Below are 14,219 nucleotides of genomic sequence, written 5' to 3'. Positions count from 1 at the left end.
GAGGTGAGGGTGTTGAGTGGATTAAAGCCGCCACTTCATGCGGCGCACACACTGCCTGTGACCCCCCACACCGGCAGGAAGTCCGCACTGGTTTGCGCCGCAGGCGCGACCCGAGGCGGTCGAGCGCCCCTGCCGGTTCCCCATCCGGCAGGGGCCTCGTCTTTTCCTCGCGTCGACCCATGCACTGCATAGTTCTCAGGCTATCCCTGCCCGGAGTCCATATCGTTCGCCAGGGGGCTCCGAGGCTGAACGGTCCCGTACGGGACTGCGCATCTCTCGACCAGTCTGCGCAGCCACATGAGTTCCGGATCGGCTTCACGGTGGACTCTCCAGAGCAAGGAAATTGTGAAGCGGGGGACAGGTATGGGCGGTTCGCAGGCTGTGAGTCCGGCGGAAGCGGCATAGGCGGAAGCCGTGTAGCTGGGTATGGTGGCGATGATTTCGGACGCGCGGAGGGCGTTGATCGTTCCGGCGAAGTGGCTGACGGAGGCCGTGGCCTTCCTTGTGTAGCCCTGCGACTCGAGCAGTTCGTCGACGAAGCCCCGCTGGGCGTTGTAGGAAACGCGCAGGTGGCCGGATCCGACGTACTCTTTGAGGGTCAGGGGAGTGGAGAAACCCGGCCTGGAACCGTCGTAGAGGCACGAATAGCTCGAGGCGAAGAGGACACTCTGACGATAGGCCGCCGGCACCTGCGGGGGGCTGGCGCACAGGACGAGATCCGTTCTTGGGTCGTCGAGCGCCTGCTGCCACATGCTCGTATTGGTTTGATGGAACGAAAACCGCACGTTCCAGCCGTGGTCTTCGACTTCCTGCAGAATCGCAGGAAGCAGTACCGCTTCGAGGTCGTCCGACATGGCGAGGTGGAATGTACGGCTTGCCGTGGCCGGGTCGAATTTCTCCGATTCGGCGACGAGGCTGTCGATGGCAGCCAGCGCCTGCCCGATCTTGGTTGCCATGGCCAAGGCCTTCGGAGTCGGCGTCATGCCTTCACGGGTGCGCTCGAACAGCTCGTCGCCAAACAGGCTCCGGAGCCTACCCAATGCCGCGCTTACCGCCCCTTGCGTCAGGTGCAGCTTTGCCGCTGCCCGTGTAACATGCCGTTCCTGCATGAGCGTATGGAAGACGACCAGCAGGTTCAGATCCACCTTCCTCAAATCAACCGTGCTAATGATACCCATCCTCACTATTAGTTGTACAAGAGATACCGCGGGAGTGTGAACTTGTGCAAGTTGTTTTTTGAGACAAGGAGCACAGATGTCCAATCCGCCTCAGACGTCGGTCGCCCAGCCCTCGGCCGGGTCCGCCTCGCGTGTCAACATCCGCAAGCGGCAGGTCGCCGTCGGTATTGGCAATTTCATGGAGTGGTTCGATTTCGCGATCTATGGATATTTCGTGGCCGTGATCGGAGCACAGTTCTTCCCCAGCGGAAATCCCGTTACCGAGATGCTTGCATCGTTTGCAGTCTTTGCCGTCGGATTCGTTGCCCGTCCGCTGGGCGCGCTGCTGCTCGGGCCCGTCGGGGACCGAGCAGGGCGGAAGGCGGTCCTGGTGATTACCGTGCTCGGCATGGGCATTACGACTGCGCTGATCGGGCTGACGCCTTCCTACGCGATGATCGGTGTCGCTGCCCCGGTCATCATCGTTATCCTGCGCTGTGTGCAGGGCATGATGGTCGGTGGGGAATGGTCGACCGCTGCTGCATACCTGGGCGAGAGCGCCCCTCCGCAGAAACGCGGGCTGCATGCCAGCCTGGTTACCGCAACCGCGGGAGCGGCCTTCCTCGTCGGAACACTCGTGGCCACGCTCATTAACGCAGCCCTGCCGCCGGAGCAAGTTGCGTCTTGGGGGTGGCGGATCCCGTTCGTTGCTTCGCTCGTCATGGCGGCGGTCGCGGTCTTCATCCGGCAGAAGCTCGAAGACACCCCCGTCTACGAGGAACTAGCCCGCCGGCGGGAGGATAACCAGGTCCAACGGGTTGCCGGAAAGGTCAAAGCCCGGGCATTCGTACTGACCATGGCCTTCTCTGCCCTGTTCGGTGTGAGCCTCTACTATTTCATCACCTACGCCAACAACCACCTTTCGAACGTCGTCGGGATGCCGAGGGTCGAAGCCCTCCTGGCCTGCGGGATCGCCCTGGTCGTCTACGTCATAGCGAACCCCCTGTTCGGGGCCTTGAGCGACCGCATTGGGCGCCGCCCAATCGTACTGGCCGCCGCGACGGGCCTCACCCTGTTCGGCATTCCCGTTTTCCTCGGCATGAATACCGGCTCGTTCGCGACCGTCCTGATCAGCCTGACCGTGCTCGGCCTGCTGGTGGCCATGAGCGCCGTCATGAACGTCGTGCTTCTGGTGGAGGTCTTCCCGGCATCGATCCGTTCCACGGGTTCGGCGTTGGGCTACAACGTTGCTTTTGCCCTGCTGGCAGGACCGGGCCCTCTGGTCGCAGCCGGTCTGATGGCTTCCACCGGTAACCCCGTTTCACCGGCCTTCTACCTCGTCGGGGTCTCGCTGGCCTCGCTGATCGTCCTGTGGGTCATGCTGCCCGAGACGAAAAGCAACGACATTAGCCGCGGATAGCCCCCCACAAGACACCTAAGTACAGGAGAAAAGAACAAATGACGAAAGCAGCAGTGGTACAGGCAGGGTCCGTCCCCTTCGATCCCGCCGCCGCGACGGCCAAGGCGGTTTCCCTCATCGCCGAGTGCGGACAGTCCGGCGCCGAACTGGCAGTTTTCCCCGAAGCCTTTATCGGGGGCTATCCCAAGGGGTCCTCGTTCGGCAGCGTTATTGGCAACCGTACCGAGGCGGGCCGGAGACTTTTCGAACGCTACAGCCGGGCCGCCATCACACTCGACGGCGACGAAGTGTCCCAGCTGGAAGCGGCAGCCAAGGAACATGGCGTCTTCGTCGTCATCGGCGTGATTGAGCGACTTGCGAACACCCTCTACTGCACGGCGCTGATGATCGACCCGCAGAAGGGGCTGGTCGGAAAGCACCGGAAACTGATGCCAACATCGGTGGAGCGCCTCGTTTGGGGCTTCGGGGACGGTTCAACCTTCGATGTGGTCGATAGCCCCGCCGGACAGCTGGGAACCGTCATCTGCTGGGAAAACTACATGCCACTGTTCCGCCAGACAATGTATGCCAAGGGCGTAGAGATCTACTGCGCACCCACGGCCGATGATCGACCAGCCTGGCCCAGCTCCATGGTGCACATCGCCCTTGAAGGCAGGGTGCACGTTCTCTCCGCATGCCAGACGATCACGAAGAGCGCGTACCCCGAGGACTACGTGTTCGAATTCGAGGCACCGGAAAGAGTCATGCGCGGAGGCAGCATGATCGTCGACCCGCTTGGGAACATCCTCGCCGGACCGGCCTACGACGAGGAAACCATCCTCTACGCAGACATCGACGCTGACCTTAAAACCCGCGCCCATCTGGACATGGATGTCACTGGCAACTACTCCCGGCCGGACATCTTCCGGCTCGCCGTCAACACCCAACCCATGAGCTCCGTCGAATTCACATCCAACATCAACTGATCACCGACGCCTCGCGCAAGGATTCCACCCGCCCAACGGGTGGAATCCTTGCGGTTCGGAGTCCATGCGCAGGGCAATATAATCCAATGCTTGTCAGGTCCGACCAACTTTGGACAGGGCGCACCTGCCGGGTCAGGCCTGAGACCGAACCAGTGTCCCGGCTGGGGATGGAATGGTGGGTGGGAACACGGCCAGTCCGCGTGTGGAGGCCTCAGGTCCCCTGGGTCGTCATGCGCGCACGGATGCGATTATGTTGGGGTCGGGTTTTGTTCAACGGAAGGTGTAGTGAACTTCATGCTTCCTGCCAGCGCCGAAGCTGTCCGCTCGGATTCAGGGCTGCAGCGACGCGGGCGCCTCAGACGCTATCGCGTTCCGGATGGGCTAAGCCCGGAAGAGAAATTTGAGCATTGGCGCACGTGGTACGGCTCTGCCGTGGATATACCCATGCGTCTGGAGAGAACCCAAGGCGCTGTGCCTCCGAGTTTTAATCCGACCGCGGTAAGCCTGAGCGGCTCGGGGTTCAGTCTCGTTGAACTCGCGAATGAGCCGGTCGCCGGCTACTGGGGCGGAAATGCGCCCCCCGGGGAAATCCGGTTGGTGCATTTCAAGACCGCGTGCGCTGACTTCACCTTCTCGGGGCGGTCAGAAGCGGTCTTGCCAGGGGCGGTAAGGTTTCTTGATCTTTCTTCTAACGGCAGCTTCCACGCACCAGCCGGACTCGGGTCGGTGCAGATAAACGTAGACCGCGGCCTGCTCGGCCTGGACGAAAAGTCAGTGCAACGATTGCAGGCGTTGACCGACATCAGTGCACACCCCCTGGTTCGGGCGCTTATCCTTCCAACGCTGTCAGGCTGGCAGCGGCCGGGACTCGATCAGGAAGTGGATCGCCTCCAGCCTGTCATCCGGTCCGTCATGGCGGCCTTGATCGGCTCGCTGCTCGATTGTCCCGCTGACGACGCAGACCTCAGGCAAGCCCGCATCCTGGCGATCAGGAAATTCATGCGGAAGAACTCCAGCAATCCAGTATTGGACGTGGACGCGGTTGCGGAGTACTCGCATCTTTCACGCCGCGCCCTCTACTACCTTTTCGAAGGCGAGGGGCTTTCGGTAAACGGCTACATTCGAGCGCTCAGAACGCTGGACGCCCTCGAACTCCTCGCCGGTCCAAACCCGCGGAAGCTCTCTCTCACGTGGATAGCTGAGGCTAGCGGATTTGCCAGCGTCCCGGCGATGCAGCGGGCCATCAAGGCGACCACCGGAATCTCCCAGAGGGACGTGCAGTCCAGCCCTGAAGGGCTGCGCTCCGCAACCTCTGCGCTAAGAAAACTGGTCGGATTCTAAGGAGCCCAAAACCGCATCGGTGATCCGTTCAGCCGCAGGCGGTAGCGGCCCAGGTGTGGTGGTGGACCGGGATAGGCAGAAATCCCTGTGGCTCCTGGGCAGAGCAACGGGCCACCGCCTCCGGAGGCGCAGCAGGGCACCGGCCCGGCGCGCTCTGCTGCCGCGTGCGGCCTGGACATGCCACAAGGAAGCGCCAACGCCTTGGCAGACCTGTAGATGCTTCCACAATTTTTTCGCAGCCCGCGTCCCGTAATTCGGGCCTCCAGAATGCTGGGACCGCTTTGCGGCCTTCTTCAGACCAGTTGCTCGAGTCAGCGCTTTGTTGTGCCGGAAGAGGTCCTGCGGCGCACATGCCACCGGTGCTTTGTGGTCCGCGCTGCGCGTTGTGCACGCAATGGGTATTTCGGAGTGCAAGTCTGCACGAATTGAACGGGCTGCTCCTATTGGGTCGGATAGGAAGTCCGTAAAATTGATCGAGGTCGGCGACGGTCATCACCTCGGGCAGATTCCCCCAAATTCCTGCCGGTTGAGTGTTCCCCGCCCGTCGCCGGCCGACCAGCGCCAGCTTCTTCCTTTGCCGAGGGCCGGGCCGTCGACCCATGGGAAATGACTGGCCTACCGTAAAGTCTTTTCCTCTATTTCACGAGGGGATAGTTAGCCGCGGTCGGCTTCGTGGCCACTCCGGGCTCACTATGCGCGTCAGAATTCCTCGTTGCGAGCTAAGGCCGATGGCTACTTGAAAACGGGAGTTGCGCACGGCCACAAAAGTGCTTTTACCAGTTCGACCGAGATATTTCGCAAGGCATGAGTTCAGCAATCAAATCAGATAATAATGAATACATTCGGCCGTCGTCCGGGTCGGGCCGGCTCTGTCAACCCGAGCTCAAAATGCTGCCAAGCGGCGTCGTTCTAGTTCGCTGGCCATTGGATGCAGCAATCGGAGAGCAAGATGCAATGGCGACAATTTCTCGCATCGAGGAGATGAGCGGAGGCGAGCGAAAGCCGCTACTGGTGGATATGCACGGAATGCGTTATGCCAGCTCCGCGGCGTTGAATCAATTTGCCAAAACGCTTCCCACTACCCGCATGGCGCTGGTCGGAACCTCACCGGTTGAGCAAACAATCGTGCAGTTCTTCCGAGCTATCCACGAGCCGTCCTTCCCGGCTTCATATTTCACCCTCGACTCGGAGGCTCTGGAATGGCTCGCAGACGGGCACCCCAGTGGCGATGTGGGTGCCCGCAATGGGATTCAAGGACAACCTGAATCAGCCCCGAATGTGGGCACTGACCATCCTGCGCCCACGAGCAGGTCTCGGGTCAGCAAAGCGATCGCCGGTTTGCTGGCGCCCGCTGTAGAGCCAAAATCCGTTGCTCGGCCCTCGCCTGCTAGACCGCTCGGCGTCGATGACATGGATTTGGACCGGCCCATCAACGTCACAGCGGAAACAATGGATCTCATGACGAGCGCTTTCCGGGGCAAGACCCGGCATAGGGCCTTCTCCATGGCGCTTGCAGTTACCGATGTGCTGGATGCGGCCGGAGTTGCCGGCTTCGCGGATCTACTCGGCCGATGCGGCGCTGCCGAACGCTGCTTGATCGCCAGCCATATGTACCGGCACTACCGTCGCTCGCCAGCCAAGCTCGCTCTTTGGATTTCCACAGCACACAACACATACTTTTACGCCCGCGCCAGCGTTGTCAGCAGCGGCATTCGACGCGCCCGACTGAACCCGGGAAAGATCACAGCCGCCCGCCTGACTGACCGCGACAGTGCAGGCCATAATGTCCGACAGGAAGTCCGGGACGCCATCAGCCTGGTGAGCGGTCTCGTTCATTCTCCCTGGGCAGCACGGCTCGGTATCGGCTCGCAAAGGAACATGATCAGTGTTGGGGTTTCACTGGCCCGGGTCCTCGTGACTGCCGGGGACAATCACGGACTGGCTGGTTGTTACCGCGAGTACACGGATATCTATGACGCTCGCTACAGCATCGTTGAGGAAGGCACCGGGATCATTGATTTCATCCTGAAGCATCCCGAAGCAACCGGGCTCCTCTGCGAATACATCCAAGAAGGGAAAAACGATAGTCCCGAAGCCCTTCTTCGTGCTGTGACTTCAACTTCCCGGTTTCTGCGGTATCTGCACGGGCCCGTAGCGGATGGCGAGCATAGGGGGTAATCCATAGGCTGTGCCTGAGTCCACGCGGCGGCCTGCTCGATGAAGGATGTAGCATGTGGACCCATCCGGAACCACTCCACATCGGAAGCGGTAGACACCAGTTCCCATCGGACGTCATTCGGCTACGGAACGTGATCGCCTAGCGAGCATGCGCATGCGTCGACAGCTGTCTGGGTAGCAGCCGGCCTGGTCGGGCGAAGTCGCTCGGCTAAGATCCTCCTACTACGTGCTGGCACAGCAGCGGCAGAGATCGGAGCACTCGTGAAGTACCTCCTGACGTCGGGCGGGATCAGCAATCCGAGCATCGAGCATGCGCTAATCGACATGCTCGGCAAGCCCATCGCCGAGGCCCGCGCGCTAATCATCGTGACCGGCATGTACCCCTTTCCCGGCGGAGGCGTCATGGCCCGCGATGCGATCACCGGTGCCGCATCGAGTCCATTGGCGGGGCTCGGGTGGAAGTCCCTGGGCGTCCTCGAGCTCACAGCGCTTCCGACCCTCCGCGACGAGGCGTGGGTGCCGGAGGTGCAGGAGACTGACGCCCTTCTCGTGTGGGGCGGGGACGTGCTCTACCTGGTTCATTGGATGCGTGAATCAGGTCTCGCGGACCTCCTGTTGACGCTCAAGGACTCCGTGTACGTTGGGGTGAGCGCGGGGAGCATCGCCGTCACTCCGTACAACTGCGATGCCGAATTCGATCGGGAGTTAGTCCCCGCGGACAGCGATATGGGACGGGATGCCGAGCGCGCGCTCGGGCACGTCGACGTGACGCTGTACCCGCACCTCGGGAACCCGGACGTGCCCGATACAACCCTCGAGAACATCGGACACTGGGCGGGTCGGATCCCGGTCCCCGTCTACGCAATCGATGACGACACCGCGCTCCGTGTCGAGGATGGAACGGTCGACGTCATCTCCGAGGGGACCTGGAAGCTTTTCGCTGCGTGATCCTTGCGCGGTCGGACCAGTTCAGGGTCGACACCATTTTGTGGCGGAGCACTTTGGATTAACCGGCGCGATGACTAGTCGGGCAGTTGGGCCGAACCTCAGTCTGCAGCTCTCGGCCTGGGCTGCGCGAGGCAGTCGGCTATCCATGGCGAAGCTGAACCTGTGACCCGGGCACGACGTCATCGGCGGCAACAGGCTTGGCGCCGCCCATCGTTGTGAGCGGGCTTTGTGGCACTCCATATGGACGGCGGCGGCCTCGAATCCGTCGGGTAATCCGGTGACATGTTCCCGCCGCGCAGGTCTGAATGTTGCTTCTACCTGACCCGATCGGCTTCAGCGTTTTGTTCGTCGTTCATCCTAAGGTGCCGGGTGCGCTGGTAGTGTCCCGTCATGGATGACGAACTGCTCGTAGCCCCTCCGCTCACCGCCAGAGACCTTGCCGGCCGTGCAGGCTTCGATGAGAACTTCCTGGGCCAGCCAGTGCCGATGCCCGCCCTGCCCGGCGTGGAGACGGTCCTGTTGCCCTACACGCACTTCGCGGTTCTGATGCGCCCGGATAAGCGTCTGGCCGCCGTTACAGGATTGGGTATGGACGGCAGCAAGCTCATGGACCTGAACCGGGCCGGGATCCCCTGGCGGCTGGATCCCCGACTGTCCTCCGATCTGCAGACGGGTGAGCGGGTCTACGCCCGGAACGACATCGACCGCGGCCACCTGGTCCGCCGGGCCTCGGCGGTCTGGGGCGACACGGTCGCCGAGGCGAAGCTGGCCAACGAAGACACCTTCCACTACACCAACGCCGCACCTCAGGCGGCTAAGTTCAACCAGGGCCTCGAGCTGTGGCTGGGCTTGGAGTCTTACCTGCAGCAGCATGCCGCCGAGTACCGCGACAGGATCGTTGTCTTCACCGGGCCGATTTTCAGCGCCCAAGATCCCGTGTATCGGGGTGTGGAGATCCCGTTGCGCTTCTTCAAAGTCGCCGTGTTCATCCACCAGGGAGAGCTGGCGGCCGTCGGATACGTGGTGGACCAGACGCCTGAGCTGGGCGAACTGCCCGACGTCCCGCGGCCAGGGGCCGTCGACGACGTCCCTCCGCTGGGCCCGTTCCGGACGTTCCAAGCACCCATCAGGGACATCGCCGAGCTGACCGGCCTGGACCTGGACCAGCTGGTAGCCGTGGACCGGATGCCGATTGCCGCGACCCTCGGCACTGCGCCCGTCGGGTCCACGTGGCGGAAACTGAATGCCGTCGAAGACCTCGACCTGGACTTCGACCTGGAGGACTAGACCGGGGCTGTTTCTGTCGTGTTTCACTGCCGACCCGCTGACTCCGGACAAGTCCCCCCCTCGGTACAAGGGCGCTCTCTGTCCTGAGTACTAACCTCCTGCTCGTCCAGGCTCCGTTTCGGATCTCCCGGGACGTGTGGCAGAGTGGCGGGCATGTCTCTGCCGACGCCGACATTGCACGCCGAGCGCCTGCTGCTGCGCCCGTTCACCGATGCCGACGCCGACGACCTCTTCGCGTTGCAGAGCAACGCCGGGGTACTGCGCTATTGGGACAGCCCGCCGTGGACCGACCGATCGCAGATCGCGCGCTTCATGAACGGATGCCGACAGATGGCGGACGAAGGCAGCGGAGCACGTGTGGCTATCACGTGCAAGTCTGACGGCGCTTTCGTAGGCTGGTGCACCTTCAACGGGTGGAATCCCGACTTCCGCAGCGCCTCCTTCGGGTACTGCCTCAAGGAGGCGGCTTGGGGCCGCGGTTACGCGACGGAGGCAGCGCGCGTCCTGCTGCATTGGGCCTTCGACAGTCTTGATCTCAACCGGGTTCAGGCCGCGACTGATACGCGCAACGTGGCCTCGGCTCGTGTACTTGAGAAGCTCGGCTTCATACGCGAGGGGACATTGCGCGAGGACTGCATCGTCAATGGCGACGTGTCTGACTCCTGGGTGTATGGCTTGCTGAGGCGCGACTGGGCGGGCTGAGCTCGCTGGCCACTGCAAAATGCCTAAGACGCTTGATTTCACGCCCCGTCTCTTTCGGAATTAGAACAGCGGCCAGGGCACCGCAGACATCTCACCGCTCGGAGCCGGGAACCGGCCTGCCACGCGCAACCGGGCGCAGCGCACGGCGAGCGATGCGATTTCTTCGGCGCTGAGCAAGTCTGCCAGTTTTCTGCCCAACCCGCCCTGCAGTCCTTCACTGACACGGTCTATGCCGTCGCGTTCCTCAGCGGTTAGAGCATCTCCCAGCCATCCCCACAGCACCGTGCGCAGCTTGTGGTCGCGGTGGAAGGTCAGACCATGGTCGACGCCGTGCCGGTGTCCGTCCGTCATGGCAAGAATGTGGTCGCCTTTGCGGTCGGCGTTGTTGACGATGATGTCGAACACCGCCATGCGTCTGAGCGCCGGCGAGTCTTCGTGAACGAGGGCGACCATCTGTCCGTTCTCATCTCGACCCTCGAGAACGTGTTTCCAGCCCGTCTCCGGCACCTGGTCCGCCGCGACCAGGTCCACGGCGCTTTGGGCGGGGTCTTGCTCCTGCCAGAGCTGCACCATTCCTTCGCCCAACGGACCATCGCGCAGCCACGTGTGCGGCACGACGTCCCAGCCGAAGGCCTGCGAGACGAGGTAGGCTGCCACCTCCCGGTGAGCCAGGGTTTCGTGGGGAAAATCCCACAGCGGTCTTTCGCCTGCTATGGGCTTATAGATGACCACCACGTCGCCGATGCTGCCCAGAAATGTTGCGTTTGAAGCCGTCGTAATGCGGCCGGTGAGCGTCAGCTCGGCGGTCACCAGGTCCAGCGCTGCCATCAGGCCTCGGGAAGGGTGCAGATGTGCCCGTCGGCGTCTATGGGATAACCGCAGAGCGGGCAGGTGGGGCGACCGGCGTCGACGACCTCACGGGTGCGCTTCGCGAAAGCGCGGGCGGTGCCGACCGGCATTCGTACCAGCAGCATCTCGGCCGCGTCAGCCCCGTCCTCATCAAGCGATTCGTCGTCGGCATCGACATCGGGGATGGCGTAGGCCTCGATCACGACCTGCGCCGTCGTCGGGTCCCAACCCAAGCTCATGGAGCCGGTGCGAAACTGCTCCTGAACTGCCTCGAGCTGGTCATTGTCGACAAGTTCAATCGGAGTGCTAGTGGGAATGCTGAAGGGGTTGCCCTCGAGGGTATTGAGCTGGTCGAGAATTTCGTCGATCTTCTCCGCGAGCAGAGCCGACTGCTGCTTCTCCAGGGCAATGCTCACGATCTGCATCCCCGCACGCACCTGGAGATAGAACGTACGCGCCCCCGGAAGGCCAATGGTGCCAACGACGACCCGATCAGGCCAAGAAAACTCGTGAACACGTGTAGGCATGTCAGTATTTTAGGCGCATGAGGTTCAGGGCGCCTGCTGCCCTGCACCGCCGCCCACCGGCGCATCGGCAGAGCGGATGCCGCCCGACAGCCACGACAGATCACCGGCGTCGGTATTGGTCGCGTAGACGCTTGGCCGACTAACGCCGTAGCTCACGATCGATACGGACCCTGGGCCCACGTTGATACGTTGGAACAGGTCAAGGTGCATGCCAAGCGCGTCGGCGAGGATTGATTTGATGATGTCGCCGTGACTCACCGCCACCCACACGGCCCCTGGCCCGTACTCCGTCTCGAAGGCTGCATCGTGGCGTCGAATCGCTGCCACCGACCGGGCCTGCATCGAGGCCAAGGATTCACCGCCGGGAAAGACGACGGCGGACGGTTGCGACTGCACAATCGGCCACAAATCCTCGGTCGCGAGATCACTGATCGTGCGGCCCTGCCACTCGCCGTAGTCGCACTCGGTGAGATCGAGATCGATCGGCGCGTCTGGCGAGCCGGCCTGGCGAGCGAGGATGAACTGGGCAGTCTCCCGACAACGCTCCAGAGGGCTCGACACCACCCCGACTAAGGGCACGGCAGAGAGCCGGTCTCCGGTCAGGGCCGCCTGGTCGCGCCCGATCTGGTCCAGGCAGACGCCGGCGGCCCGACCTGCGAGCAGTCCAGTGGCGTTGGCTGTGGTGCGGCCGTGCCGCACGAGAAGGACTGTCGCCATCCACCCAGCCTAGCCACCTGCTCGATGGCGGTGCGAACCGCAGAGGGTCGCGCGTCGAACAAGCTGACAGAATAGGTTCATGGACTTCGCCGTCAGTCTGCTGGCCCTGGTGGTGGTGGTTTGCGCGGTCAGCGCGCTCGGCCGCCGGTGGAAAGTCTCCGTCCCGCTCCTGCTGGTGCTGGCCGGCGTTGTGGGTTCCTATCTGCCCTTCATTCCACCGGTGGTACTGATCCCGGAGATCGTCCTGATCGGGATCCTGCCGCCGCTGCTCTATGCGGCGGCACTGCGCACCTCGGTGGTGGAGTTCCAGGCCAACAAGCGGTCGATCGGACTGCTCTCGGTGGGTTACGTGATCTTCGGTACCGTCACCATCGGACTGGTGGTGTGGTGGCTGTTGCCCGATGTCCCGCTGCCGGCCGCGTTTGCCCTCGGCGCCGTGGTCGCGCCACCCGACGCCGTAGCCGCCACGTCCATCGCCCGGCGGGTGGGCATGCCGCGGCGGATCGTGAACATCCTTGAGGGCGAGTCGCTCGTCAACGATGCAACAGCGCTGGTCCTACTCCGGGCCTCGATCGCCGCGATAGCAGGCAGCTTCACCCTGCTGCAGGTCGGATTGGAGTTCCTGCTCGCGGTGGCCGGCGGAGCAGCGGCCGGAGCGGCTGCTGCTTGGTTGCTGCTGCAGATCCGCAGGAGGGTCCGCAATGTGGCCATCAATACCTCAATGTCGCTGGCCGCTCCCTTCGTGGCGTTCATCCCGGCCGAGAAAATCCATGCCTCCGGTGTTCTCGCGGTCGTCGTCGCCGGACTGATCATCGGCACCAGAAGTCCCGCCATGCCCGGCGGTGCATCCCGGTTGAGCCAGCGCAGCAACTGGGCCACCGTGCAGTTCTTGTTGGAAAATGCCGTTTTCCTGCTGATCGGGCTGCAGGTCCGGTCGATCATCGATGCCGCGAATGCTGATCCGCTCGGCATCGGACGCGCCTGGTGGACCTGCGCGGTGGTGCTCCTGGCAGTACTGGTCCTGCGCCCGGTCTGGGTATTTCCCGCCATGTACCTCCCGCGCATGGTCCCGCGGATCAGGCGATCGGAAGCGGCTCCGGGCTGGCAGGTGCCCGCCGTTGTCTCGTGGGCCGGGATGCGCGGCGTGGTGACCCTGGCAGCGGCCCTGGTCCTGCCGCAGGACATACCCCACCGCCAGGTTCTCGTCCTCGCCGCCCTGACCGTAGTGGGCGGAACCTTGGTGTTGCAGGGATTTAGCCTGCCCTGGCTGGTACGCAGGCTGGGACTGCATGGTCCGGACCCCGGGCAGGACGCGCTGACCCAGGCCTCGATGCTCCAGCAGACGGTGGCAGCAGGGCTGGAAAGGTTGCGCACGGCCACTGTGCCTGAGGATCCGCCGGAAGTCCTGGCCATGCTGCAGCGCCGAACCCAGGAGCGCAGCTTGGCTGCTTGGGAGCGGCTGGGCCGGCCGGAAACCGAAATCCGCACACCCAGCCACCGCTATGCGCAGCTGCGGGTGGCCATGCTGGACGCCGAACGGGCCAAAGTCTTGGAACTTCGCGGAACGGGTGCCTACCCTGCCGAGGTAGTGGATGAGGTGCTGGAGCGGTTGGATGTCGAAGAATCGATGCTCGACGCCGCGATCGGCGACTGCGGCACCCGGCACGGGGCATTCTTGGCCGTACCGCAGGAGGTGGCGGCCGGCTGCGGGCACCTCGGCCAGGCACCGGACCGGCCGGTTCCGGTCGACCCGCAGTGCCGCGACTGCCACACCGAAGGAACCACTCCGGTCCACTTGCGCCTGTGCCTGGAATGCGGCAACGTCGGGTGCTGCGATTCTTCCCCCGGCCTGCACGCGGCCCGGCACTACAGCACCACGGGACACGCAGTCATGCGCAGCGTCGAACCGGGTGAGTCCTGGCGCTGGTGCTATGTGGACGAAGTCCTGGGCTGAGGCACGCCCCCGGTGTTCGCCTAGTAGTAGTCTTCATGCAGCCCGAGACACCCCACTCGCATACTGGCTCTTGCCGCACGACGCCGACCCCTCCTTCGGCGTGCCGGCTCGCCTGAACGCCGCGCATCCAGAGGCAACCCGGGCCACTGCATCACAAGCTCAGGATGGGACCAC

Annotated in this window: 12 protein-coding genes; 8 read left to right on the top strand and 4 right to left on the bottom strand. The window is 63.3% G+C overall.

The annotated features are described in order from the left end of the window. Nucleotides 1-200: 200 nt before the first annotated feature. Entirely contained in the window at nucleotides 201-1,178 is a 978-nt protein-coding gene (locus ACWF5H_RS14855; RefSeq protein ID WP_452037749.1) for a LysR substrate-binding domain-containing protein, read from the bottom strand. Between the two features lie 76 nt (nucleotides 1,179-1,254). Between ACWF5H_RS14855 and ACWF5H_RS14850 the strand changes: the two genes are divergently transcribed. From ACWF5H_RS14850 to ACWF5H_RS14820, 7 genes are all read left to right on the top strand, one after another. Further along, nucleotides 1,255-2,577, top strand: a complete 1,323-nt coding sequence (locus tag ACWF5H_RS14850) for an MFS transporter (protein ID WP_452037747.1) — start codon at nucleotides 1,255-1,257, stop codon at nucleotides 2,575-2,577. A gap of 38 nt (nucleotides 2,578-2,615) precedes the next feature. Then, nucleotides 2,616-3,542 carry a carbon-nitrogen hydrolase family protein gene (locus ACWF5H_RS14845; RefSeq protein ID WP_452037745.1) on the top strand — a complete coding sequence of 309 codons (927 nt, stop codon included), beginning with the start codon at nucleotides 2,616-2,618 and terminating at the stop codon, nucleotides 3,540-3,542. Nucleotides 3,543-3,836: 294 nt separating this feature from the next. Beyond that, a complete protein-coding gene (locus ACWF5H_RS14840; RefSeq protein ID WP_452037788.1) occupies nucleotides 3,837-4,883 on the top strand; it encodes a helix-turn-helix domain-containing protein in 1,047 nt (348 codons plus the stop codon). A gap of 804 nt (nucleotides 4,884-5,687) precedes the next feature. After that, nucleotides 5,688-7,061, top strand: a complete 1,374-nt coding sequence (locus ACWF5H_RS14835) for a DUF7793 family protein (RefSeq protein ID WP_452037744.1) — start codon at nucleotides 5,688-5,690, stop codon at nucleotides 7,059-7,061. 261 nt (nucleotides 7,062-7,322) lie between these two features. Beyond that, nucleotides 7,323-8,009 (top strand): Type 1 glutamine amidotransferase-like domain-containing protein, encoded by a 687-nt coding sequence (locus ACWF5H_RS14830; protein WP_452037742.1) that lies wholly within the window; start codon nucleotides 7,323-7,325, stop codon nucleotides 8,007-8,009. A 390-nt stretch (nucleotides 8,010-8,399) separates the two neighbouring features. Continuing rightward, nucleotides 8,400-9,296: a DNA/RNA non-specific endonuclease gene (locus tag ACWF5H_RS14825; RefSeq protein ID WP_452037740.1), complete on the top strand. Its 897-nt coding sequence runs from the start codon at nucleotides 8,400-8,402 to the stop codon at nucleotides 9,294-9,296. Between the two features lie 153 nt (nucleotides 9,297-9,449). Then, nucleotides 9,450-9,998 carry a GNAT family N-acetyltransferase gene (locus ACWF5H_RS14820; RefSeq protein ID WP_452037739.1) on the top strand — a complete coding sequence of 183 codons (549 nt, stop codon included), beginning with the start codon at nucleotides 9,450-9,452 and terminating at the stop codon, nucleotides 9,996-9,998. A 60-nt stretch (nucleotides 9,999-10,058) separates the two neighbouring features. Here the strand turns inward: ACWF5H_RS14820 and ACWF5H_RS14815 are convergent, their stop codons facing one another. The 3 genes from ACWF5H_RS14815 to ACWF5H_RS14805 are packed head-to-tail and all read right to left on the bottom strand — an operon-like array spanning nucleotide 10,059 to nucleotide 12,091. Next, nucleotides 10,059-10,826, bottom strand: coding sequence for an SCO1664 family protein (locus ACWF5H_RS14815; RefSeq protein WP_452037737.1), 768 nt, complete (start codon nucleotides 10,824-10,826; stop codon nucleotides 10,059-10,061). Then, complete coding sequence (locus ACWF5H_RS14810; protein ID WP_452037735.1) at nucleotides 10,826-11,374, bottom strand: DUF3090 domain-containing protein; 549 nt, start codon at nucleotides 11,372-11,374, stop codon at nucleotides 10,826-10,828. The genes ACWF5H_RS14815 and ACWF5H_RS14810 overlap by 1 nt, the downstream gene beginning before the upstream one ends. Before the next feature lie 24 nt (nucleotides 11,375-11,398). After that, the gene (locus ACWF5H_RS14805; RefSeq protein WP_452037733.1) at nucleotides 11,399-12,091 is read right to left on the bottom strand and encodes a histidine phosphatase family protein; all 693 of its coding nucleotides are present in this window, start codon (nucleotides 12,089-12,091) and stop codon (nucleotides 11,399-11,401) included. Between the two features lie 79 nt (nucleotides 12,092-12,170). Here ACWF5H_RS14805 and ACWF5H_RS14800 point away from each other — a divergent pair, with 79 nt between their 5' ends. Beyond that, entirely contained in the window at nucleotides 12,171-14,045 is a 1,875-nt protein-coding gene (locus tag ACWF5H_RS14800) for a Na+/H+ antiporter (protein ID WP_452037731.1), read from the top strand. Nucleotides 14,046-14,219 lie beyond the last annotated feature (174 nt).

The organism is Arthrobacter sp. NPDC055138 (assembly GCF_053607305.1).
This window is presented reverse-complemented; position numbering and strand designations above follow the sequence as displayed.